The following is a 26,997-nucleotide window of genomic DNA, read 5'->3' on the forward strand; positions in this document are numbered from 1 at the left end:
TGCCGCCCCGAGCGCCTCACCGCCGCATCGCCGAACGCGAGACGATATCGGCGCTTCCATCGCCAGATATGACCCGCTTGCGACGCGCTCCGAAGATCGTGGCGGCGATCTCCCGCCTGGCCGCACTCCAGGATCTCGACAGCTGGAGGAGGGGGCTGCTGCAACGCCGAGCCGCGACGCCGATCATGACGACTGCGACACCGGCGATCTGCGACGGGCGATCTACGAAATGTCGAATCCGACCTTCCGAACGACGCCGTAGGCCGTCAAGCAACTGCAATACGACTGACGCAAAGCAAAGCTAGGCTGATCCCCGATATTTTTACGAGGTCGGCCGATGTCTGTAGCGAATACGATTTTTGATCGCGGGCGACGTATGCCTTTCCTTCGATTCTTCCGGCCGCGAGAATCGGCGGACAGAAAAACGCAACTCAAGAATTCGACAGCTCTCGTCCCCCCGCCGCCGGGCCAACGGCCGAAGGTCGTGTTCGACACGCTCGAGCAACGCGTTCTGCTGAATGCGGACGTGCTCGCTGTGAGTCTCGCGGCGGCCGCCCCGCAGCAGCAGGCGCATGATGTCGTCGTCCAGCTGGTCGATCCTGCCGGGGCCGCGCAGAGCGGCGCGTCGACGCAATCCGCCTCGACAGCCGGGGCCCCCGCGGGTCCGCGGGTCGAGGTCGTCGACCGCAGCACGTCGACTGTTCTGGCCAGCGCCGATCTCGCGGGCCTCCAGCGGGTTTCGATCACCGGCGGCGCCGGCGCCGACACGCTCACCATCGATGCGACATCATTCGCCGGCCGTGAATTGCCGAATTTCGCCTTCGCCGGCGGCGACGGCGCCGATACGCTGATCTGGGGCTCGACCGACGCAGCGACCTGGACGCTTCACGAAGACGGCTCGGGCGCGATCAGCGGCCCCGCCAATGTGAGCTTCGCGGATGTCCAAAATCTCGTCGGCGGCGGCGCGGACACGCTGATCGGCGCCGTGACGGACACCGACTGGCGCGTCGAGGGCGCGGGCGCCGGCTCTGTCGGCGCTTTCGTGTTCAGCGGCTTCGCCAATCTCACCGGCGCCGCGGACAATAGCGACACTTTCTCCTTCTCGACCAGCGGCCGTCTGGCCGGCGTGGTGGATGGCGGAGCAGGGGGGTTCGACACTCTGGTCCTCGACGTCGGCGTCGCGCAGAGCCTCGTGTCGACGGCGACCGGCCCGGACAGCGGCGCCATCGCCTATGACGGCGGGCTCGTGACCTATCGCGGCCTCGAGCCGGTGACGATCAACGGCGTCGTGGCCGATCTCTCTTTCGATCTCGGATCGCTTTCGGGCAATTCGAGCGGCGTGCAGGCGCGGCTGACGGATGCGGGAACCGCGACCGACGGCGTCATGACGCTCCAAAGCCTGAACGGTAAATTCGAGAGCCAGACCTTCAGCGCGCCGACGCATTCGCTCACCGTGACCGGCGGCTCGGGATCGGACAGCGTCGACATCGTCTCGCTCGACAGCACCTTCCATGCGGCGTTGACGGTGAACACGCTGCTCTCGGGCTATGATCCGTTCGACGAGGGCGGCCTGCTGCCCGGCGACAATCATCTGACTCATAAGAGCGTGGTCAGCGTCTCCGGCGATATTTCGCTGCATGGCGGCGCGCTCACGCTCGAGGCCGACGCCATCTATGTCGGCGCGGTCGCCGACCAGACCGGCGCCAGCGGCTCCTGGACCGCCGGCGAGACCTATACGCATGTGGCCGCGACCGGCGGCGCCGGAACGGGCGCCGAAGCGACCATCGTCGTCGATGCGGATGGCGTCGCGACGGCGCGGCTCAGCTCTGCGGGAACGGGCTATAGCGTCGGCGATGTCCTCACCTTCGCGCCCAGCGGCGGCGGCTCGGCGACGATGACGCTGCGCAATGTCGCCAGCTCTGCCATCGTCTCGACGGAGCTCGCGGGCGGCAACGCCGGCGAGATCTTGTTCGGCAAGCAGAAGACCAATGCGGATGGCACGACGAGCCTCGCCGGCGGCGCGCGCATCGCGCTCGGCGCCAATGCGCAATTGCTCGCGGGGGCCGATACGGCGAACGGCCACAAGGCCGGCAAGATTTCGCTCGCCACCTCCGACGTCGCCACGCGTCTGGTGAGCTGGCCGGCCGATTTCACGGCCAAGGACGCCGCCATCGACATTCGCGGCGCGGTCCTGCGCGGCGGCGCGATCAAGGTGAACGCCACCGCCAAGGACATCAATCTCAACAGCGACGCGCCCGCCGCCGCCGCCGGCTTCACCGGCACGTTGACCAATCTGCTGGGGCAGATCCCCGGCGTGCTGCTCAGCGCCGCGACGGGAATCGATCTCTCGGTGATCCTGCGCGGCGCCGACGCCAAGATCAATGTCGACGATGCGACGATCGAGGCCGAAGGAACGGTCGACATAAAGGCGGAAACCAAGGTCGACACGCAGGTGTTCGCGATCGCCTCGGCGCTCGGCAGCGGCGGCCTCGCCAAATATACGGGCCTCGAATTCGCCGGCGGCTACGGCCTCGCGCAGAGCGACGTCGAGGCGAATATCGGCGGCTCCACGGTCATCGACGCCGGCGGCAGCGTCACCATCTCGGCCAAGGGCTCGACCTCCGCCAAGACGGTGTCGCGCGCCTCCTCCAATCTCGACAGCACGGTCAATCCCACCGCCTCGTCCATCGCCATCGCGATCGCGCATACCGATCTCACCGCTCTGGCGACGGTCGGCCTCGACGCGTCGATCACCTCGCGCGGCGGCAATGTCAATGTCATCGCCAATGGCGCGACCAAGACGACGCCGGACGCCAGCACCATCAGCCCGATCGACGGCCGCGCCGGCGTCGGCGTGGCGCTCGCCTTCGAATTCGGCACGGTGAAAGCCTCGCTCGACGGAACCATCAAGGCCGCGGGCACGGTCGCCGGCGACAGCACGGACACCAAGACATTCGATCCGATCGGCGGCGTCGATCCCACCACCGACATCATCACCCTGCCCAATCACGGCTTCACCAACGGCCAGGCCGTCGTCTACACGCCCTATCTCGTCAACACATCCGTCGCCGGCTCCACCGTGCTCGCGGTGCAGGGGCAGCAGAGCGATTCGGTCGGCGGGCTCGACAAGGGCAAGACCTATTCCGTCATCGTCCTCGATCAGGATCATATCCAGCTCGCCAAGGAGCCGTCGATCGATCTCGATCCGTCGGGCGTCGATCCGACCGCGACACAGACGCTAAACGTAGTCAAATCAAAGCTGTTCGACATTGATGCGATCGATGCGAGCGCGGATGCGATCCATATCGCCGCCCATGGATTCGAGACCGGCGACCTGGTGACCTATGACGCCGGCGCCAATACCGCTATCGCCAACCTCGCCGACAAAGCCGTCTACACGGTCGACAGGGTCGATGACGCGAGCTTCCGCCTGAAGGACGCCTCCGGCGCCGTCATTCAGATCGCGCAGGGCTCGGCGCTCGGAACGCAGAGCTTCACGCGCACGTCGGACAATAAGAAGGCCGAGATCGATCTCGCCAGCGTGGACGCCAATGGCCGCATTCACGTCAAAAATCACGGCTTCGCGACCGGAACGCCGATCGATGTGACCTATGATTCGCTCTCCGAGAATGATGTGACGCTCGGCGGCGTGCAGGCGGCGCATCCGTATAAATTGGTCGCCACCGACGCCGACACATTCGAATTGCGCGACGCGCAGACCAATGCGCAAATCGTGCTGACCGATCCCGGCTCGGCCGCCACTCACGCGCTCGCCTATATCGGCTCCGTCGCGAGCTTCGCTCCCGCCACGGCGATCGACGGCGCGCGCGACACGATCACCATCGCCAATCACGGCTTGAAGGATGGCGACGCCGTCATCTATGCCGTCGATCCGACAAAATCGACGACGCTGTCGCGCGCCTTCGAGCTCGATGCGATCGACGCGACGGCGAAGACGATTCACATCACGGGACACGGCTTCGCGACCGGCGATCAAGTCACTTACGACGCCGGCGGAAACACGCCGATCGCGAATCTCACGAGCGGCGCCGTCTATACGGTGCAGAAGATCAGCGACGATCTGTTCCAGCTCAAAAATTCAAACGGCGTCGTCGTCTCGGTGGCGCAGGGAAGCGCGCTCGGGACGCACAGCTTCTCCAACGCTGCGACGCAGACGACGGCCAGCGTGACGCTGGCGCGCATCGACACGGCGACCAATCGCATCTACCTCCAGAACCATGGCTTCACCGCGACGGCGGCCGCTCCGCTGCTCGTCGATTACGCCTCGCTCGAAGCGCTCGGCGCCCATGCCGTCGGCGGATTGCAGAGCGATCATCAGTATAAGCTCGTCACCGTCGACGCCAATTCCTTCGAGCTGCGCGACGCCACCACCGGGGCGCTGGTCGCGCTGACCGATCCCGGCGCGGCCTCCGTGCATGTCATCGCCGAGGACCGCGTCTATCAGGCCTCGCGCGGCAATGTGCATGATCTCACCGCCGGCGACCGCGAGATCCGCGGCCTCACTGCGGGCGAGCAATATTATGTCGTCAAGGTCGACGACAATCACATTCGTCTGGTCGAAGATCCGAGCGAGGTCTCCGCGGTCAAGGCGATCAATCTCACCAGCGACGGCAAGGGCGCCAATCACACACTGGCGGCGAGCACGAACACGGATGGCATAGGCGTTCAGGCGATCCTCGATTCGCAGACGCGCAGCAAGGCCAAGCCGGAAGTCGGCAGCAAATTCAATCCGACGAAATACAAGGATATATTCACCAAGCCGGACATTGCGCTCGCGACCATATTCGGCCAGGCGTCGGCGACGAGCGGCAAGCAGACGGTCACTGATCCGACCACCGGCAAGGACGTCACCAAGGACATCACCAATGACGGGCTGAGCGCCGGCGGCGCCATCGCCGTCAATGTGGTGATCAATGATGTCGCGGCGACGATCGGCAAGAATGCGACCGCCGCCAAGCCGACGACGCTGCAGACCGACCACAATGTCGATGTGCTGGCGACGAGCACGCAGCGGACGCAGCTGATCGCGCAGTCCGACGTCTCGAAATCAAAGACCAAATCCGCGACCGCCAAGGCCGTCGATCTCTCCTTCGCCGTCGGCGTCTATCTCAATGACGCCAATGCGACGATCGCCGGAAACACGATCGTCGACGCCGGCGAGACGGTGACGGTCGCGTCCTCGCTCTCCTATCCTTTCCTCATCAATCCGCTGGATCTCGTTCTCGGCGTCCCGCAGGACATCGTCACCCGCGGCGTCAGCGGCTTGACCGATCTGCTGGACGGCACTTTCGGCGTCAGCTCGAAATTCATGAACACTTGGGTGATGGCGCGCGCCAAGGCCCAGGACACGCAGGCGACCTCCATCTCCGGCTCCATCGCGGTCAACGCCTATATCGATCACAGCACGGCGGTGATTCAGTCGGGCGCCCGCATCAATCAGGCGCCGCCTTCCGCGACATTCAACCCATCCGCGACGCAATCGGTCACTGTCACGGCCGATGTGATGATGCAATTCGCCGAAATGGCGGGCATCGGCAAATGGTCGCTGAGCGAGAGCCCGTTCGGCAAGGCGAAATACGAGAAAAAGAAAGCCGGCGAGCTGCTGCGCGGCGGCGATGTCGTCGATGTCTTCGGCCGCTCCGGCTCCAAGGCGATCGGCGGCTCCATCCTCGTCGACGACATAGAGAACACCGTCTATGCGCGCATCGAAGGCGACGCCAAGGTCGGCATTGGCGCGAGCGGCGCGCTGACCATTCATGCGACAGAGGATATTTTCCGCCTCGCCATCGCGCAATCGGGCGGCAAGACCGATGACGGCGGCCAATTCGCTTTCGCCGGCAGCGGTCTCGCGCTGCGCCAGCGCAGCGACGTCGAGGCGGGGCTCGTCGCGACGACGAGCTGCGGACCGACTGTCACCGGCGGCGGCGCTGTCGACATCTCGGCGACGACCGGCGGAACCGAGGTCGAGATATCCGGCACGATCATCGTCGCCGGCAAGGGCTCGAACGGGCTCGGCATGTCGGCGCTCGTCAATGACGTCGAGCGCAAGGTCTATAGTTTCATCGGCGCCGATCCGAGCAATGGCGGCGATCCGAATGCGACGCCGGCCGGCGCCGTGTCGATGAATGTCGGCGACACGGCTCTGTCGGCGACGACGACGGGCGTCGTCGTCGGCGTCGTCGGAACGGCGACGGTGCTGACCGGCCCGCAGGGCGCGCCGCAGAACCTCGGCGCCTCGGCGAATGATCCGCTCGACGGCATTTCGCTTCCCGCGCTGTTCGAGGAAGCGCCCAAGCCCAAGAGCGGCTATGGCGTCGCCGGCAGCGCCGGAATCAATTTCATTCGCGACACCGATCTCGCCTACATCAATGCGCGCGGCGCCATGTCGGTCGGAACTTTGTCGCTCACCGCCGATGATACGCAGACGATCGTCGCCATCGTCGGCGGCGTCGCGGTTTCGGTCAACGCCGGCACTGGCCTCGGCGGCGGAACGACGATCGGCGGCGCCTTCGCGCTCAATCAGCTCACGGCGGATACGGAAGCCTTCATCGCCGATCGGCTCGCCATCTCCGGCTCGCCGGACGCCAATGGGCTCATCATCGCGAGCCATGCGGCGCCGCTCTCGACGCGCGATGAAATCTCGCTGAAGGCGACGCGCGGCGGCACGCTGGCGAGCTTCTCGGCGGCCGTCTCGGCCAATACCAATGAGCTGGGCGACGCTTTCGCGGGCTCGGTCTCGGTCAATCGCATCGTCGACACCACAAAGGCGACGATCGACGGCGCAAAGCTCAGCGCCAATGGCGATGCGGCGCTCACCGCGCGCGACGAGGCGCAGCTCGTCGCCATCGGCGGCGGCGCCAGCTATACGGCGGGCGCCAAGGGCGTCGGCGCTTCGCTCGGCTTCAATCAGCTCAGCGCCAGCACGGTGGCCGGCGTGCTCGGCGAGAAGCGTCGCAGCGCGCTGACGCTCGGCGACGAGCTTTCGATTCTCGCTGTCGACGATCAGAAATTATGGGCTTTCGCCGTGTCGCTGGGCATTGCGACCGGCGGCGGCGTCGACAGCAAGGCCGTGGCGTTCACGCTCGGCATAAATGTCATCTCGACCGATCAGAAGATCTTCACCCGCGACAATTCCTCGCAGATTCTCGCGACGATCCGGAACGCCGATGTGATCGCCTCGGGCGTCTCGCTCGAAGCCAAGGACAATTCGGTCATTTATGCGGTCGCCGGCGCGCTCGGCGTCGGATCGCAGGGCCAGGCCTATGGCGTCGGCCTCGGCTGGAATCAGATCGCATTGCAAGTGCGCGCCACCGTCGATGATTCCTCCATCACCGCGGGCGCGGGCGGAATAAGCCTCACTGCGCATTCGACGCAGGACGGGCCGATCTCCGTCGCCGGCAAGATCGCCGCCGTCGCCGTGGGCGGCTCGAAAGGCAATGGCGCGACGGTCGGCGCGAGCCTTTCGGTCAATGGCGTCTACAATACGATCGAGGCGATCGTCTCCAATGGCTCGACGCTGCGCACGACGTCGGGCTCGGGCGGCTCGGTCAATCTGCGCGCGAGCGACGAATCGACGATCAACGCTCTGACCGGCGGCATCGCCATTTCCAGCTCGGGAAGCGCCGTCGGCGCAGCGATCGGCGCCAATTACATCGCCAATCAGGTGACGGCGAAGGTGGACAGCTCCACGATCGACTCGAATGGCGACGCCATCATCGAGGCCGAGGAGACGGCGGCCATCCATTCGCTCACCCTCGGCGGCGCCGGCGGCGACAATGTCTCCTTCGCCGGCTCGCTGTCGATCAATGTCATCGACGACACGGTGACGGCGGCCGTCATCGGCGCGACGTCCAATCTTTCGGCGCGCAACAATCTGCGCGTTATCGCCAATGACACCGCCAATATCGTCGCCATCGCCGGCGGACTCGCCGTCGGCGGCGACGCGGGCGTCGGCCTCGCGGCGACCAATGTCACCATTCTCGACACGACCAAAGCCTATGTCGACGGCGCGGCGACGCTGTCGGCCGGCGGCGCCGGAAACGCCTTCACCGATGCGCTCGGCCAGTCGCGGCGCGGCCTCTCGATCGAAGCGACCGCCGGAGAATCGGTCGTCATCGTCGGCGTCGGCGGCGCCTTCGCCGGAGACGGCGCCGGCGCGGGAGCGCTCACCCTCACCTATATCGATGTGAGCGCGCTGGCGTACGAGGATGCGCCGAGCGCGACGCCGGCGGCGGGCGCGGGACTGCATTCGGATCACGATGTCGATATCGTCTCGCACGGACATTTGTCGCTGGTCGGCGTCGCCGGCGCGATCGCCGGCAGCGAGGTCGGCATAGGCGCTGGCGCGGACGCCGGCTATGTGAAGCGCCGCCTCGAGGCCTATGTCAGCGCCGGCGCGACCGCCAAGGGCGGCGACAATGTGATCGTCGACGCGCAAGGCGATGTGACGATCACCTCGGTTTCGGCGGCCATCGCCGGCGCCGGCGAGGGAGCGGGCGGCCTGACCATCGGCGTCTCCGTGCTCGATCTCACCGCCAAGGCGCATATAGACGCCGGCGCCGTCCTGCGCTCGGACGGCAATGTTCTGGTTTCGGCCGAGGACGACACCACGCTCGACCAGGTCTCCGGCAATGTCGCCGCGGCGGGAACGGGCGCCGGTGGCGTCGCCGCGGGCATCGGCGCTGTGAAGAAGACGACCGAGGCCTATATCGCCGCGGGCGCCTCGGTGACGGCGCTGGCCAAATCCGGCAAGAGCGGCATTGTCGCCAATACCGGCGAATTCGGCGCGCCGCCGGCGACGGCCAATGCGCAGCAGCAGGGCGTCTCCAAGGATTTCGCCACTTCCGCCGTCGATTACGGCGCGGATACGATGACTGTCGCAGGGCATGGCTTCAGCACCGGCCAGGAGGTGATCTACACCGGCCAGTCGCTGGCGCTCGGCGGGCTGCGGACCGGCGGGCATTATTTCGTCATTCGCATCGACGCCGATCATTTCGCGCTGGCGGCCGATAAGAACGCCGCGCTGAACGGCCAGAAGATCGATCTCCTCGACACGGGCGTCGCATCGACGGCCCGCCATGTCGTGCAGACGCTGAACAGCACCGGCGTGCCGGCGATCAGCAATAAGGATTTCAACGATCCGTCGCTGGCGAACAATCGCGATCGCAAGCCGCTCGTCGCGACGCAATCGGGCGTGATCATCGTCGCGGTCAGCGTCAATGATCTGACCAGCGCCGGCGTCGGCGTCGCCATCGCCGGCGAGGGATCGGGCGCGCTCGCGGGCTCGGTGACGGTGCATCAGATCGACACGCTCGCCCATATCGACCAGGGCGCGCGCATCAATGCGGATGAGGATGCGGGCGCTGGCGCCGGGCAGAATGTGCTCGTCGCCGCGGGCCGCGCCTATAATGGTCTCGCGATCGGCGGCGGCCTCGCCGGCTCGGGCAGCTTCTCGGTGACGCCAGCCTTCGCCGCGCCGGTGCTGAAAGGCGCGACGGAAGCCTTCATCCAGGGCGCGACGAGCGGCAATAGCTACGACACGATCGTCAATGCCGCGGGCGACGTCGCCGTCGTCTCGCATGCGGTGACGGATATTCTGAGCATCGCCGCGGGCATCGCCGCTTCGGGAGAGGTCGGCCTCGCCGGCTCCGCGGCGGTGATCGTCATCGACACATCGACGATCGCCTCCATCTCCGGCCGCGTGCGCGTGTCGGCGACGGGCGATGTCCTGGTCTCCGCCAAGGACGACACGACGACTTATGCGATCGGCGGCGCCGTCGGCGTCGGCATAGGCTCCGGCGGCGGAGCGGGCGCCGTCGACGTCACCTCGATCAAGAAGACGACGCTGGCGACCATCGGCGACTATGCGATCGTCGACGCCTACGCCAATAGCGCCGCATTCATCTCCGACGCGCCGGACGGGACCTATTCGAGCAATGGCGGCTTCGCGCAGAAGACCGCGCGCGGCGTCGCCGTCCTCGCGGCGACGTCGGAAAAAATCGTGTCGGTCGGCGCGAGCCTCGGCGCCGGCGCCTATGCCGGCATAGCGGGCGCGGTGACGGTGGAGCTCGTCGACTCCGACACTCTGGCGACGATCGGCGATGGCGCGCAGATCAATCAGAACACCGCGGCGACAGCCGCCAATTCGCAGAGCGTCATCGTCGCCGCCACCAACAAGCTCGATCTGCTCACTTTCGCCGGCGGCCTCGGCGCCAGCCTCGGCGCGGGCGTCGGCGCCTCTGTGGATGTCGGCGTGCTGCGCAATGACACGCAAGCGCTGATCGGCGCGGCGAGCGTGCGCGCCAAGGGCGACACGGATGTGTTCGCGCTCTCGCGCTGGACCGTGAACGCCAACGCCATCAGCGCCGGCGCCGGGCTCGTCGGCCTCGGCGGCGGCATCATCGTCTATTCGATCGGCGGCAATTTCACCGACAGCTATTCGACCTCGGACGGCTCCTCCTCGGCCTTGAGCAGCGACAAATCCACCGTGCTGACTTTCGTCGAGAGCACGGTCGGCACATTGTCCAGCCGCATGCAGACGAGCGACGCGTCATCGCCCGCCTTCGATCCGGCGCAGAAGGTGAACGGCGCCGCCGACACGATCGATCTTAGCGCCGATCGGGGGCTGAAGACCGGCGACGCCGTCGTCTATGACGCGGGCGGCGGCAATGCGATCAAAGGGCTGAAGGACGGCGAGGTCTATTTCGTCATCGTCGACAGCGCGCATCCGCAGCTGGTGAAGCTCGCCGCCTCTTACGAGGACGCGCAGGCGGGCCATGCGATCGACATAGATGCCGCCGGCGCCAGCGGCGCGCAGCATCGTCTCGCGGCGGGCAATGCGCAGATCGCCAATATGGCGCGGAGCGCTTCGTCGGCGAACACGCCCGCGGGCAGGGTGAATTCGGCGACCAAGGCGACGAGCGGCGTCACCAGCGGCACGACCGCCGGCATATTGCAATATGCGGACATCACCACCGGCAATCTCGACGTCATCTCGCGTGAAGCGCTCGATCTCACGGCGCGCGCCGGCGGCGTGGCGGGCGGCGCGGCGGCGCTCGGCGTCAGCCTCGCCATTGTGAGCATAGACGCGGATTCGACGGCCTTCATCGCGCCGCAGACGACGATCACCGGGTTGAACCCAGCCGCCGGCGTGCTCACGGTTTCCGCCAATCTCGACTCCAATGCGCATGTGCTGGGCTTCGCTGGCGCGGTCAGCGGCTTCGTGTCGCTCGGCGGCGCGGTGTCGCTCATCGACGACACGAGCTCCGCGCGCGCCATGCTCGGCGCGACGCCCGGCGCCTCGCATGACGATTCCTCGACCATCGAGGCCTCCGCGCTCACAGATGCGACGATCGTCACGGGCTTCCACGAAGTCAGCGTCAAATCCGTCGCCAATGTGAATCATTATCTCGCCGACGGCGCCTGGTCGGTGTCCGGCGTCGCCGGTCTCGGCGCGGCGGTGAGCAAGCTCACCATCGCGGGGACATCACAGGCGATCGTCGGCAAGTTCACGCAGATCGGCTCCACTGCGGCGCGGATCGCCGGCGATGTGAAGATCGACGCGCAGCGCACGGTCACGGTCAATCCCTTCGACGCCAATCAACCCATGGGCATCGCCATTGGCGGCGGCATTGTCGGCGCTGCCGCGGGCGTCACTCTCGTCACTGTCAATGGCGCGGTCGCCGCGCGCATCGGCGATGATGCGGCGGTCTATGCCGGCGGCGAGGTCGATGTTCACGGAACCAGCACGACGACCGCGAACAATCTCGAGATCGACGGCGGCGCCATAGGCGGCATTGCGGTCGGCGCGGTGATCGCGCAGGCGAAATTCGCGCCTGTCATGGCGGTCGGCGTCGGCAAGCGCGCCGTCATCCGCAGCCGCACGACGGATGTCAAAGCAATGCAGACGACGTCCGTGAAGCTGCTCGGCCATGCCGCCGGCGGCGGACTGGCGAGCGGGCAAGGGCTCGACATAGAGCTCGAGATCGATCCGACGACGACGACGACCATCGACGACGGCGCCGATATCGCCGCCACGCAATCGGCCTCGGTGCAGTCGGTGACGACGACGACCTCCTTCGCGACCGGCGACGCCGGCAATTATGGCGGCGTCACCGTCATCGAGGGCGGAAGCACGAGCACGCTGAAGAACGCCAACAGCCTGCACGTCGGAACCGGCGCGCATATAGCGGCGGGAACGGGCCTTACGGTGCTCGCCGACACCACCAATAATGCGAAGGCCGATGGCGATGGCGGCGCGGGCGCGGTGGTCTCCGTCATCGGCGCGACCTCGACGGTCAACGCTTCCGATGCGACGACGACGACGATCGGCGGCGGCGCGCAGCTCTCCGCGGGCGGCGATCTCTCGGTCGAATCGCGCACCTCCAGCACGGCCAAATCCGCGCCGCACGCCTCGGCCGGCGGTCTCGGCGCCGACACGCGCGTCACCGGAAATCTCACCTATGGCGGCGCGACCAGGACAGATGTCGGCGCCTCGACGCTGACCGCAGGCGGCAAGCTCGACATTCTCGCGCGCGTCACGACGCTCGATCTGAAGATCGACGCCGTCGCCGAATCGAGCGCGCTCGGCGCCAATTCCGAAGCGCATGCGACGCTGAGCCGTCCGGAGTCCGCTCCGGGCTCCTCCAGCCCCACATCCGATGCGCTGGTCGATCTGCATAGCGGCGCTTCGCTGAATGGGGGCGGTTCCGTCAATGTGAAGGCGCGCCAGGAATCCGTCACCAGCCTCGCCGGCGCCGACGCCACCACCAATGGTCTCGGCGCCTCGACCAACAGCTATGCGAAGAACGATTTCGATGTGACGACGCGCGTCGTGGCGGAGAGCGGCAGCGCCGTCCATACGCGCGCTCTGACGGTCGAAGCCTATGGCTCGCCCAATGTGTCGGGCTTCGTCGACGCGAGCTCGCATGGCGCGCTCATCGACACCGGCGCGGAGCATCCGACGAAGACCGTCGTCTATCAGCGCACCATCGATTTCAACGCCGATGTGTTCCTGTCCGGGCCGCCGGCGCCCGAGCTCGTCATCGACGCCGCCGGAAATATCGTCAAGCAGCAGGGCATAGGGACGGTCGCATTCCAGAACGGCGTCTTCATCGTGCCGGATATCGTCAACACTTCGACCGCCGCCGGCACGGCGACCTTCTCCATTCCGAGCTGGGGGCAGGACCCGACGCCCGCCGGCTATGCCACGACGCCGGGTGAGGATTCGATCAAGGGCTCGCCCAAGATCACCTTCCTCACCGCTTTCGATCACGTCCTCATTCAGAACGCCTCGAATTACGACGTGCAGATCGGCCTCATCAATCCGTTGGCGGCGACGCCGAACTTCGCGCAGAACGTCGTCGTCGACGTCACCTATAAGAAGGACTTCCTGCCGGTCACGACGGCCGACCCGGGTCACACCGCCGTCGCCATCGCGAACACATCGACCGCGGCGCGCACGAAGGTGACGCTGAACGACGCCATTCTCGATGCGCTCGGCCCGGTGTCGATTTCGACGGCGAATGGCGACATCATCGCCAATGCGAATGGACGCATAGAGGCGACCACTCTGTCGCTCACGGCGCCGAAGGGCGTGATCGGCTCCGCCGCCTCGCCGATCCGCACGGCCTCGACGCGTCTCGACGCGCTCGCGCGGGATGGAATCTTCATCAGCGAGACGGGCGATCTCGAGCTCGGCTCGGCGCGCTCGACGGGCGGGACCGTGAGCCTTTCTGCGACCGGCTCGATCCTCGACGCCGACGCCAGTGTCGCGGTCAATGTGAGCGCGCCCAATCTCGTCCTCAACGCCGGCGGCGGATCGATCGGCGCGAAGGCCGATGCGCTGCGCATCGACGCGGCGCGCGCGGCCGGCTCCTTCACCGCCTCGGCCAAGGGCGATGTGGTCGCGACGGATGTCGCGGGCGGCGTCGGAATCGGGACCGTCGCCTCGACGACAGGCGATATCGTCATCGCGACGCGCGACAGCAATGCGGTCGGCGAGGACATCATCTTCGGCGCGACCTCCTTCATGAGCGCGACATTGGGCGCAGCGTCGCTCGCCGCCGGCGACAATATCGTCATGGCCGTCGGCGCGACGTTGACCGCCGCCAAGACCGCGACATTGACCGGCGACGTCGGCGACGCCGATTCCGGCGTCGGCGCGCTGATCGATCTCGAGGGCGCGATAACAGCAGCGGCCGTGTCGGTCGTCGGCGGCGCGGATCGCGACACCATCGTCATTCGCGGCGTGTCGGCCAATGCGCCCACGACGGTGACGACCGGCGGCGCGGAGGATGTCATCCTCGTCGGCAGCCGCGCGAGCGCGACGACCAATGCGAACGGCGAGCTGATTGCAACGAGCAATGCGGGCGGCAATCTCACGACGATCGTCGGAACACTGACCGTGACGGGCGCGAATGACAAGCTGGCGTCGCTGGGTCTCGATAATTCCGGTTTCGCGCAGGGCGTGACCGGAACCGTCTCCGATAGCGAGGTCGCCGGCTTCGGAGTGACCGGCAAGGTCGTCTACAGCGATCTTCGCTCGCTCGCGCTGCATCTCGGCGACGGCGCCGACACGGCGACGGTGCGCTCCACGGCGGCGGCGACCATCACCTCGCTATTCCTCGGCGACGGCGCCGATTCCGTCATCGTCTCGGGCGCCGATGCGACGGTGAACAGCCTCGCAGGTACGCTCATTCTCGACGGCGGCGCCGGCGCCAACACGCTGCTCGTCGACGATAGCGGCGACACAGTTGCCAACGCGGGCGTCATCGGCGGCGCCAATGGCAATCAGATCTTCGGCTTCGGCATGGGCGGAACCGATCAGTCGGTGGTCGATCCGAACATTGGCGTCACCTATGGCAATTTCGCCACTGTGACGGTGAAGTCCGGCTCCGGCGCCGACGCCATCGCGATCGCGGCCAGCTCGACAGATACGATCGTCGATGCGGGCGCCGGCGCGGACGCCATCACGCTGGGGCCGAACCTCGCCAATATTCGCGGCCATGTTCTCGCGCGCGGCGGCGGCGATGCGGGCGACGCTTTCTCGGTGAGCCCGACGGTCGACTCCAATCTGACGCTCGACGCCGTATCGGCGACGCGCGGCCGCATCACCGCGGTCGGAATGGCGCAGCCGGTCGATATAGAAGGCGTCGATGCGACCACCATCGCGCTCAGCGGCGCGACGACGAACACTGTCGCCATAAACGGCTCGGCGACGCCGATCATCGTCGACTCCAATGGCGCAGTGGACCGAATTTTCATTCACGGCGCCGGCAAGGCGACGACGATCAATCTCGGCGCGGGCGATGACGAGGCGATCGTCTATGGAACCAGCGCGCCGCTGCTCATCACCGGCGCCGGCGCCGCCGACAGACTCACTGTCGATCTCTCCGGCACGCCAGCCGCGACGACGACAGGCGTGATCCATGACGGCGCCGCCGTCGGCGAGGGAATCGTCTCCGGCCTCACCGCCGGCGACGTTGCGTTCCGCTCGCTGGCCGAGGTCGATGTGAAGCTCGGCGACGGCAATGACACATTCACGCTCGATGTCCATGCGGCGACTCTTCCGGCGACCATCGTCGGCGTGTTCGGCGGCGGCGGCGATGATCTGATCGAGGCGCGCAGCGTCAGCACGGCGCGCACCATCGTCGATGGCCAATCGGGCAAGGATACGCTGCAGGTGGAGGTTTCGGCGCAGCCGATCGCCAATCAATTCACCTCCATCGACAAGACGGTGGAGCAGCTCATCGTCGACAATTCGGCCAATGCGACGAAGCCGATCGCCTGGACGTTGCTCGACACGGATCTTCAGGCCGCGACGCTTCCCTCCGGCTCGCCGGTCTCGGTGATCTCGACCGCCGGCGCCGATCTGACGCGCATTCTCGGCGGCAAGACGGGAACGGACACGCTCGATGTCGTGTCGACGACCACCGCTAATGTGAATGTGACGATCGACAATAATCGCATCACGCTGCAATCGGGTCTCGTCGTGGTGACGCAGCCCGATCCCGCGAATGATTTCGACGCCTATCGCAATTACGACAAGGTGCTGAATTTCGACGGGCTGAACCCGGGCGACACCGCCTATGCGTCGAACGGCTTCCGGCTGTCGACCTCCAATGCGCTCGGCTTCATACGTTCGGACGCGATCAGCCCGGCGGCGCAGGCGCGCGCAAATAGCGATGTGCTGACGCTGCAGGCGGCGAAGGCCGACGGAACGCCGAATGGCGACGGCTTCACGCTCTATTCGCTCGAGCTCGCCAATACGGCGGCGAGTGGAACGGCGGTCGTCGTATTGAGCGGCCATACGATCGGCGGACAGATAGTGACGGCGGAGCTCGGCCTCGCCGCCGGCGCCGGCTTCCAGCGTTTCGACACTTCGCTCGCGAGCTTCTATGGGCTCGACAGAGTGACGCTGACCGCGAAGGACGCCTCGACGCCCTTCGGCTCGATCCTCGTCGACAATATCGTCGCAGTGGACGATCTGCCCAACGCCGCCGCCACCGTCGCGCCGGCGACCGTGCCGACCTATACGATCTCGAATGATTTCTCGATCGACACGACGGTTTATTACGGGGGCCAGTGGGTCTGGATCAATTCCGGCAAGATCACCGTCAATTTAAACAATGGCGGAACGGCGATCGACGACACGCTCGATTTCACCAATGGCGGCTGGTGGTATCTGGGCTACAGCCAGTCGGGCTTCTCCATCACTGCCGACGCGAGCGCCACAGGCGCGAACAATGGCATGGTGTCGCTGAATTTCGCCGGCGATCTCGACCTGCCTGCCGGGCTGAAAATATCCGCGGCGGGCGCCAATGCTCTGTCGTTCGATGTCGCGAATAATGTGCAGCTCGCCGATAATGTGACCTTCGATCTCTCGGCGCATAATCAGACCGCGGGCGCCGGCGGCGGCGCGGCGGGCGGCGCCGGCGGCGCCGGCTCTGGCGCGGTCGGCGGCTATGGCGGCGGCGGCGGCTCCAATGGCAGCCTTCCGTCCGATTTCACCTTCCAGGGCACGACGTCCGCCGGACAGGGAATCGGCGGCCCATTCGGCACCGGCGACGCCCATGGCGGCACCGGCGGCTACGGCGCCCCGAGCTATTACGGCGGCGGCGGCGGCGGTGGCGGCGGCGGCGGCGCCTATCAGGATTTCGGCCGCGGCGGCGGCATCGGCGGCGACGGCGGCTGGGGTTATTACGGCAATAACGGCGGCGGTGGCGGGTCCGGCGGCGTCGGCGTCGGCAATCTCTCCGACGGCGCGGCCGGGACCGGCGGCGGCCTGGGCTATGGCGGCTACGGCGGCTATGGCGGCGCCGGGGCCTATGGCGCCTATGACATCGTCAATGGCGACCGACTGCGTGACGGCGACGGCTATGACGGCGGCGGTGGCGGAACCGGCGGAACGGGAGGTTCCGGCAATGACGGATACGCCGGCGCGAACACGGCGACCGGCCCTGCCATCTCCGGTGGCATGGGCGGCGGCGGCGGCGGCGGCGGCGGCGGTGGCGGCTCGGGCGGCGGCGGCGGTGGCGGCGGCGGCGGCAATGGCCGGCATTACACCAGCGGTTTCCTGGGCCTCGACGACAATTACGTCGGCGGCGGCGGCGGCACGGGCGGCAGCGCCGGCGGCGCCGGAGGATCGGGCGCGGCCGGCGGGCTCGGCGGCGCGGGCGGCGGCGGCTTCCAGCTCGTCGCGCAGGGGCAGATCCGCGTCGGCTCCGGCGACGCTTTCACTGCGGTCGGCGGCGCGGGCGTGACCGGCGGCTCGGGCGCGAATCCCGATCCGAATTACGGTTCGATCGCCGGCCAGGTCGGCGGCGACGGACGCAGCGACAATCATAACGGCGGCAGCGGCGGCTCCGGCGGGCCCGGCGGTCCGGGCGGCGACGGCGGAGACGGCGCGGGCGGGGCCGGCGGCACGATCAAGCTCTATGCGACCGATCTCGCCGGCAGCGGCGCCAAGGCGACGACGAGCGGTGGCCTCGGCGGCGGAAATGCTCCCAAAGGCGGCGAGGGACGCTTCATCCTCGCCAGCAATACGTCTCTGAGCTTTTCCGGCAATGTGGTCACCGGCGTCGGCGATCAGCAGGGACTCTCCCCGACCGATCCGAAGACGGAATTCTTCACCGGGCCGCGCGCCGCCAATTCCTATATCGCCGGCGCGCCGCAAACGCCGACCATCGTCGGCCTCGCGGGCGGCGCGGACATATATGGCGTCGTCTCCGGGCTCGATGCGGCCTCGATCGACTTCAACACCACGACGCCGCAGCTCGATCACGCGCCTTCCGACGCGCTGCTCGCGGTCATGCTGCTCGACAAGGGCGTCGGCGCGCTGAGCCAGGATTATACGGGCTATGATCTGCTGATCGTCGCCAATGTCTCGACGATCAATGTCGCCAATCCGACGCTCAGCATCGACGGCGCCACGGCGCAAGCGCTGAAGACCAATGGCGTCGGCGCCGATCAGGCGCTGACGAGCCTCGCTCCGGGCCAGGTGTGGGCGACGCTGGTTCCAGAGGGCAGCGCGCATAATCACACATTCACGGCGTCGATCGGCGTGAACGCCTCCGGCGCGACGACGCTCACCGGCAATACGCTGTCGCTCGGCGGCAATGTCCAATATCTCTCCATCGCGCGCCCATCGGCGCCGACCGTCGCGCAGCTCACCGGCTTCGACGCCATAGCGGCCGACCCGGGCGCCGATCACATCTTCGGCGTCTCCACCGCGACTAGCGCGCTCGTCGTCGTGAACGCCGACGATGGATCGCAGCGCCAATTGTTCAAGGAGGCGCAGAACGGCGTCTCCGGCCTTTCGAGCGTCTCCAATGTGCTCGTGACCGGGACCGATGGTTTCGTCATCACCGAGAGCGCGTCGACCGGCAGGCTCGCGACCTTCAAGCTCGCCTCGGCGACCGGCGATCTTTCCTTCGCGCAATCGCAATCGGACGGCGGCGTCTATTACGACTCGATGCGCTATGACGCATCGACAAAGGTGCTGACGACGACGGGCTCGGCCGGCCTGCGCAGCTATTCGCTGAACACGACGACCGGCGCGCTCTCTTTGATCGCCACTCAGTCCGGCGCGAGCAGCGCCGCGACGGAAGCGATCGCGCAGAATGGCTTCACCTATTCGGTGAACGCCTCGACCGGCAGCCTCACCGCTTCCAACGCGACGACCGGCGCCTCTCAGACTCTCTCGGGCGCCGCCAATGGACTCGTCGGCGCCTCCGATGTGGCTGTGAGCCCGGACGGCGGCTTCGTCTATGTGACGAGCCAGAGCGGCAATACGCTCTCCGTCTTCCAGGTCACGAGCTCCACGACGCAGCCGCTCGTCTTCGTCGAGACTCTGCGCAATGGCGCCGATGGCGTGCGCGGGCTCGACGCGCCGACAGATGTCGCCGTCACCGCCGATGGCCAATATGTGCTGGTGACGGCGCGCGGGGCCAATGACATCGCCGTGTTCCAGCGCGACCAGCAGACGGGCGGGCTCGGCTTCGTCCAAGTGGTCCGCGACGCCGTGGGCGGCGTGCGTGGCCTGCTGACGCCGACCTCGTTGATCCTCGGGCCGCAGAACGGCTCCTCGCTCACCGCCTATGTCGGCAGCCTCGGCTCGGCGACGCAGCAGGGCGGTCTCGCGACATTCAATGTCGATCTCTCGCCCAAGGCGCCGCCGATCGCCTTCACGACGGAGCATACGGACATAGAGTCGATCGGCGTCACCACCGGCGTCGGCGACGACATTGTGTCGCTCGTCTCCGCGCCGCCGGCGATCGTCGGCGCGACCAAGGTGAATACGGGCGAAGGCTCCGACCATGTCGTCGTCGCCGACTATCGCGGCGCGACCAGCGTCGATCTCGGCGCCGGCGCGGACAGTCTCGATCTGCGCGTCGTCAACGCCAAGACGGCGGCCGACACGCTCGCCATCCATGGCGGGGAGGGCGCCGATGCGATCGATGTGCAGAACACCGGCGCAGGCGCGACGACGACGATCGACGGCGACGCCGGCTCCGATGCGATCACCATCGAGAAGGTGGGCGCAGCGGCGCATACGATCGTCTCCGGCGACGCGGACGCGGACATTGTGCGCGTCTCGATCGCCAATCTCCCCGCCGATGCGGTGACGACGCTGCATGGCGACGCGCCCGGCGCGCTGCCCGGCGACACGCTGATCGTCGATCCGCAGGATCCGAACGCCTCCATACTCGTCGGCGGCGTCGCCGGCCTGCCGATCCCGCAGACCAATGGCTCGATCAGCCTCGCCGGCAAGGGCGCGGTCGCCTATGACACTTTCGAGGGACTGACGGTTCTGTCCTCGCCGATCGTGTCCTTCTCTGCGCCGAGCTATTCGACCTCGGAAGGCTCGGGCGTGACGCTCACCGCCAATGTGCAGGCGCTGGGCTCCACCAACTCGCTGTCCGGCCCTGTGCTCTTCGACATAGACGGCGACGGACAGTTCGGCGAAGTGATCGGAACGGCTCTCGGCGGCGGCGTCTATCGCGTGACGCTTCCCTGGGATCGCCTCGTCGATCTCGGCCTCGCCGACAATGGCCTCTATACGATCGCGGTGCGCGCGACCAATTCCGACGGTCTCTCCACCACGGCGGTGTCGAAAATAGAGATCGCCGACACGCCGCCGACGGTCGTCGTTTCCGGCGCGCATTCGGCGACGGTCGGAACGCCCTTCACCATAGGCTTCACGGCGACCGATGCTTCGCCGATCGACCGCGTTCTCGAATGGCGCGTCGATTGGGGCGATGGTTCGGCCGTCGAGACCTTCGGCGCCGACGCCACGCAGGCGAGCCATGTCTATGCCGCTCCGGGCAATGTCGCGATCCGCGCCACGGCGGTGGACAAGGACACGACTCCGACCGGAGCGACCTCCGCCGCCTATGCGGTGACGGTCGGTCTCACGGCGAATAATATCGATACGGGCGGCCCCTATCGCATCGCGGAGGGCCAATCGCTCACGCTGACCGCGCAAGCGACCGGCGCGCCGCTCTCCTATGGTTGGGACATCAATAATGATGGGACAATCGACAAGAGCGGCGCGACGGCGAGCTTCTCCTGGAGCGAGCTGACGGCGCTCGGCGTCAATGACAGCGGCGTCTATTCCAACCCGCATGTGATCGTCGGCTATGCGACGATCGGCTCGGCGACGCCGACGACGATCTCCAAGGCGGTCGGCGTGACGGTGGACAATGCGCCGCCGAGCTTCGTCTCCTTCGGCAATAGCGGCCCGGTGAGCGAAGGCGCGGCCTCCGCGACGGTGACATTCTCCGGCGTGACCGATCCGTCGCCGGTGGACGCCGCGTCGCTGAGCTATCGCTATGATTTCGACAATAATGGAACCTTCGATCTCGTGCAGGGCGCGGGGCCGGCGACGGTTCCCGGCCAATATCTGCGGCAGAGCGGCGCGCTGCTCGTTCATGGCCAGATCGTCGACAAGGACGGCGGCGTCGCCGACGCCTATACGACGATCACCATCAATGAGGTTGCGCCGACGCTGACAGTCGCCGGCGCCGCCACGGCGGATGAGGGCGCGGTCTACAGCCTGTCGCTGTCCGCCACCGATCCGGGCGCTGATAAGATCAAATGGTGGGATGTGAATTGGGGCGATGGCGCGCAGGATCACATTCTGATCAATGCTGCCGCCGCCAATGGGAATGTCGTCGCCACGCATAGCTATGCGGATAATGGCGCCTATACGATCAAGACCGGCGCCACCGACAATGACGGCGCCTATGTCGCCGCCGACAAAATCGTGACCGTGCTCAATGTGGCGCCGACGCTGCAAAATGTCGCCGTCGCGCCGGCCGCAGGGTCGGGGCCGGCCGAGATCGCCGAGAATGAATTCGCGCGGCTGAGCGGCCGCATCGTCGATCCGGGAAGGCTCGACAGCTTGCGGCTGAATGTCGCCTGGGGCGACGGACAGAGCGAGATCGTCGATCTCGCCGCCGGGGCGCTCAATTTCGATGTCGCCCATCGCTATGTTCAGGACGGCGTCTATACGATCACGACCAATATCGTCGACAAGGATCAGGGCGCCAGCGCGCCGACGGTTGTGAGCCTGACGGTCGACAATGTCGCGCCGGTCGCCGGCGCATTGAGCGTCGTTCCGAGCACGTCGCAAGAGGGTTCCTCCGTCACCGTCTCCGGCGTCTACACGGACGCGGGTCCGCTCGATCTCCATACGGTTGCGATCGTGTGGGGCGATGGCTCGAGCTCCGCGAGCGCGGGCGCCAGCGCGACGATTATCGTCGATGCGGTCAATCGCGCCTTCACCGCGACCCATGTCTATCTCGACAATCCGGCCGCGGGCGCGAACTACACGATCTCCGCGATCGTGACCGACGACGCCGGGGCCAAGAGCAATGTCTCGACCGCCGCTGTCATCGTGACGAATGCGGCGCCGATCATCGCCGATCTCACGCTGAACAGCGTCGCCGCGCAAAAGCAGACGATCGGCGGCGCGCTCGCTTCCAGCCTCACGATCGACGAGAATGGGACCGTGACCTTGCTGGGTCGCTTCGCCGACGCCGGCCTCCTCGACACGCATTCCGGCGCTGTGGTCTGGGGCGACGGCGGCGCCTCTGCGCTGACGATCGACGAAGCGAGCCATACATTCACGGCGACGCATCGCTATCTCGACGACAATCCGACGGGAACCGCGGCCGATGATTACCGCATCGATCTGACGCTTTCCGACAAGGATGGCGGCTCGGCGACGATCAGCGCGGCGGTCACTGTGGCGAATGTCGCGCCGGTGTTCGCCACCTTCACCAATAATGCGGCCGAGGTCGGCAATGTGCTGCCGGGCGAGCCGGTCGTGCTCACCGGCGTCTTCGCCGACGCCGGGACGCAGGACACGTACACGCTCGTCGTCGATTGGGGCGATGGAACGGCCGCCGAGACTCTCGCCTATGCCGCCGGAACGCGCGACTTCCAGCTGACGCATAATTATCGCGATCCGGGCTTCTGGACGATCTCGGCCCATCTTTCCGATGACGATCTCGGCGTCGCCACGGCGACGACGGAAGCGCGGCTCACCGGCGTCGCTCTGCTCGACGGCGTGCTGCGCATCGCCGGCACGCCGCAGGACGATACGGTGATCGTGCGCAAGCCGCTGGAGCCGGTCGCCTATTGGAATTTCAACGAGACCAGCGGAACCGCCGTCGCCGACAGCGCGGGAACGCCGCAGAATGGAACGCTCTACACGGATCGCGCGCCGGACCGCGCCGACGCCGGGCCGTCTGCGGCTTTCGCGCCCTTCGGCGCCGTCAATTCGATCGAGCTCCACGACGATAATAAGGAATATGTCGCCGTCGCCGACGATCCGGTCTTCAATCTCGCGAGCGGCGCGGTGCAGCTCTGGTTCGACGCCAATGACACAGGTCGCAACTGGTGCGACACGCAGGTCCTCTTCTCCAAGAACAAGAGCGGGACGGGCGCCGGCCAGATGACCATCGGCGTCGATCAAGGGACCTTGTTCGCCGAGCTCGAAGGCGTCGATGCGACCGGGCGGCTGAATGTCTTCCGTGTCGAGGGCGGCGACAATGTCTCCTGCGGCGATTGGCACAATGTCGCCTTCACCTTCGGCGATGCCGGCATGAAGCTCTATCTCGACGGCGCGCTCGTCGGCGAGAACGCCTATACGGGCGGATTGCAGGGCAATCACGAGGCGATCGTCATCGGCGCCTCCAACGCCGACAATCGCACCACCTCCGGCAATCTCTCCAAGCTGACGATCAGCGATCCCTTCTCCGGCCATATAGACGAGGTTTCCGTCTATGGCCGCCAGCTGAGCGATCAGCAGATTAAGGATGTGATGCAGAAGGGCGCGCGCGGCGCCAATGATCCCAATGGCGCGACGATCGAGGTCTATGCGAGCTTCCTGCCGATCATCGGACAGAATGTGATCAAGACCTTCGCCGCCGCCGATGTGAAATCCATCCTCATCGCCACGGGCGGCGGAAACGACAGTGTGACTGTCGATGCGAGCGTCGATGCGCCGCTGACGGTGAAGGCCGGCGACGGCAATGACACGGTTCGGGCGGGCTCGGGTCCGTCGGCGCTGCTCGGCGGCCTCGGCGACGACACGCTGATCGGCGGCGCCGCCAGCGACGTCATTCTCGGCGGCGACGGCGCCGATTATATCGTGGGCGGCGGCGGGAATGATCTCATCGACGGCGGCGATGGGATCGACGCCGTCTCCATGCCGATCGTGCAGCCGAGCGCCTATTGGTCCTTCGACAAGGTTGCGAATGGCGTCGTCGCCGACGTGGTCGGAACGCCGCAGAATGGCATGTTCTATGGCGCGTCGCTGCACGGCTCAGAGGACGGCGGCGCGACGGCGGACAATGTGTCCTATGACGCCGGCGCCAATGCGAGCTTCAATGGCGATGCGCGCCGATATGTGGCCGTCGCCGACGATGTGGCGCTCCATTCGGCGAATGGGACGATCGCCTTCCTGTTCGACGCCGGCGACGACGGACGCAGAAGCGATCAAGTGCTGTTCGCGAAGGACGGCTATGGCAATAATGCGGGCGATCTCACCATCGGAATCGCCAATGGCCGCGTCTATGCGCGGCTCGAGACCGGAACGACGTCGTACACGGTGACGAGCTGCGACGATATCGGCTGCGGCTGGCGTCAGCTGGCCTTCAGCTTCGGCGCCGACGGCATGAAGCTCTATCTCGATGGCGCGCTGGTCGACGCCAATTCCTACAGCGGCGGCCTCGCCAATAATCGCCAGGCGATCGTGATCGGCGCCTCCGACGAAGCGAACCGGAACCAGACCGGCGATCTCTCCAAGCTGACGATCAGCAAGGCGTTCCGCGGCTCCATCGACGAGGTCGCCGTGTTCGGCCAGGCGCTGAACGGCGACCAGATCCGCCGTCTCACAGTGTCCGGCCCGCGGCTGGCGAGCGCCGGCCCCGGCCTCAGCGGCGCGCTATCGGATTATCAGCTGTCCTTCGTCGGCGGCGCGCTGCAGGTGGCCGACACGCGTCCGGCGCTGCCGCAAGGCGTCGCCTATTGGTCGCTCAACGAGGCGCGTGGTTCAACGACATTGGCGGATAGCGCCGGCGTCGCCCAGAACGCCACCTTCGTGACGAAGATCGCCAACGATCTCGGCAACGCCGGACCGTCCACGACCGCGGCGCCTTTCGGCGCGGGGACCGCGGCGGCCTTCCACAAGGATGCGCACAGCTATATCGCCGTCGCCAATTCCAGCGATTTCGCGCTCGACGATGGCGCGATCCAGCTCTGGTTCGACGCGAGCGGCACATCGGGAACGCAGACCTTGTTCGCCAAGGACGGCGCCCATGCGCAGGACGGGCTCACCATCAGCCTCGTCGGCCAGCATCTCGAGGCGACGCTCGACGGGCATGTCGTCGACACGCTCAATATCGTGTCGGCGGGCGCTTGGAACCATCTCGCCTTCACCTTCGGCCAAGGCGGGATGAAGCTCTATGTCAATGGCGTGCTCGTCGGCGAAGACTCCTACACGGGCGGCCTCGCCGGCAATCGCGAGGCGATCGTGATCGGCGGCTCGAATGCGAGCAATTCCGACGCCTCGGGCGATCCGGCCAGGCTACGCGTCACCAACGCCTTCGGCGGGCTCATCGACGAGGTGGCGATATTCGGCGGCTCCGTCGATCAAGCCTTCGTGCGCCGGCTGATGAAGGAAGGCGCGCAAAAGCTGACCGCCGAAGGCGCGGCCGGCCCGACCATAGACGGAACCGATCAGCTGGAGGGAGTCGAGCGGCTGGTCTTCGCCGATGGAACGTCCGCCTATGTGCTCGGCGGCGCCGCCCCCTCCACATTGAGCGCCGCCGATGTGCAGTCTCTCGCCGGCAATGGCCAGCTGGTCGTGCTCGGCGACGGCGGCCAGATGCTGCATCTTTCCGGCGCTTGGGGCGATATCGGCCAGCGCTCGATCGGCAATGTTCTCTACGACGTCTATCACAACAGCAGCGCGCAGCTGCTCGTGCAGTCGGGCGTTCAGGTGACGGTCGATCAGCAATTGCTGACGCCGATTGCTTATTGGACCTTCGACGACGCGGGCTCGACTGTCGCGGACAGCGCCGGCGCGGCGCAGAACGGCGTGTTCTTCGCGAATGGTCATCCCGATCGCGACGACGCCGGTCCGTCGACAGCGATCGCCCCCTTCGGCGCGGGCGCATCGGCCGATTTCCACGACTCGAGCCGAGACTATGTGGCGGTCGCCAATGATCAGGCCTTCGCCGTCGCCAATGGCGCGATCACGCTCTGGTTCGATGCGCGCTCGACATTCGGACAGCAGACGCTGTTCGCCAAGGACGGCGCCGGGCTGAGCAGCGGCCTGACGATCGGCCTCGACGGCAATCATCTCATCGTGCAAATGGAAGGGCCGAGCGGCGTCTATGCGATCCGCTCGTCGACGACCGTCGCGGCGGACTCCTGGCACAATCTCGCTTTCACCTTCGGCGCCGGCGGCATGAAGCTCTATCTCGATGGTGCGCTCGTCGGAACCAACGCCTTCGCCGGCGGCCTCGCCGCTAACCAATCGGCCATAGTGATCGGCGGCTCCGACGAAACCACGGTCGGCGCGACGATTGATCTCTCGAAGCTCAAGATCACAAAATCGTTCGATGGCCATATCGACGAGGTCGCCTTCTTCGGCCAGGCGCTCACCGCAAATCAAATCCAGCAGGCCGCCGTCGCGGGGGCCTTCGGAGTGGCGAGCACGGATGTCCCGGTCAGCGTCGTTCCCCCGCCGCCTCCGCCGCCGGCTCCGCATTGCTCCGACCTCGACGATTGGCTGTGGCTGGAGGCCGAGCATAAACACAACCACGCCGGCCACGATGGCCACGATGGCGATTCGCGGCGCGGCGACAGCTGGCGCTTCGACTGGTAGTCGGCGCAGCGCCGCCGCGGCTGTAATAAGTTCGTCACAGAATGATGCGAAGCCTGTGCCGCGCTTCAAAAAGC

At 66.6% G+C, this 26,997-nt stretch carries 1 protein-coding gene; it reads left to right on the forward strand.

Going from position 1 to position 26,997, the window contains the following annotated elements:
- Positions 1-484 precede the first annotated feature (484 nt).
- Positions 485-26,923 carry a LamG-like jellyroll fold domain-containing protein gene (locus VIF40_RS19485; protein WP_331939177.1) on the forward strand — a complete coding sequence of 8,813 codons (26,439 nt, stop codon included), beginning with the start codon at positions 485-487 and terminating at the stop codon, positions 26,921-26,923.
- Positions 26,924-26,997 lie beyond the last annotated feature (74 nt).

This window comes from Methylosinus sp. (assembly GCF_036560965.1).
GTDB lineage: Bacteria > Pseudomonadota > Alphaproteobacteria > Rhizobiales > Beijerinckiaceae > Methylosinus.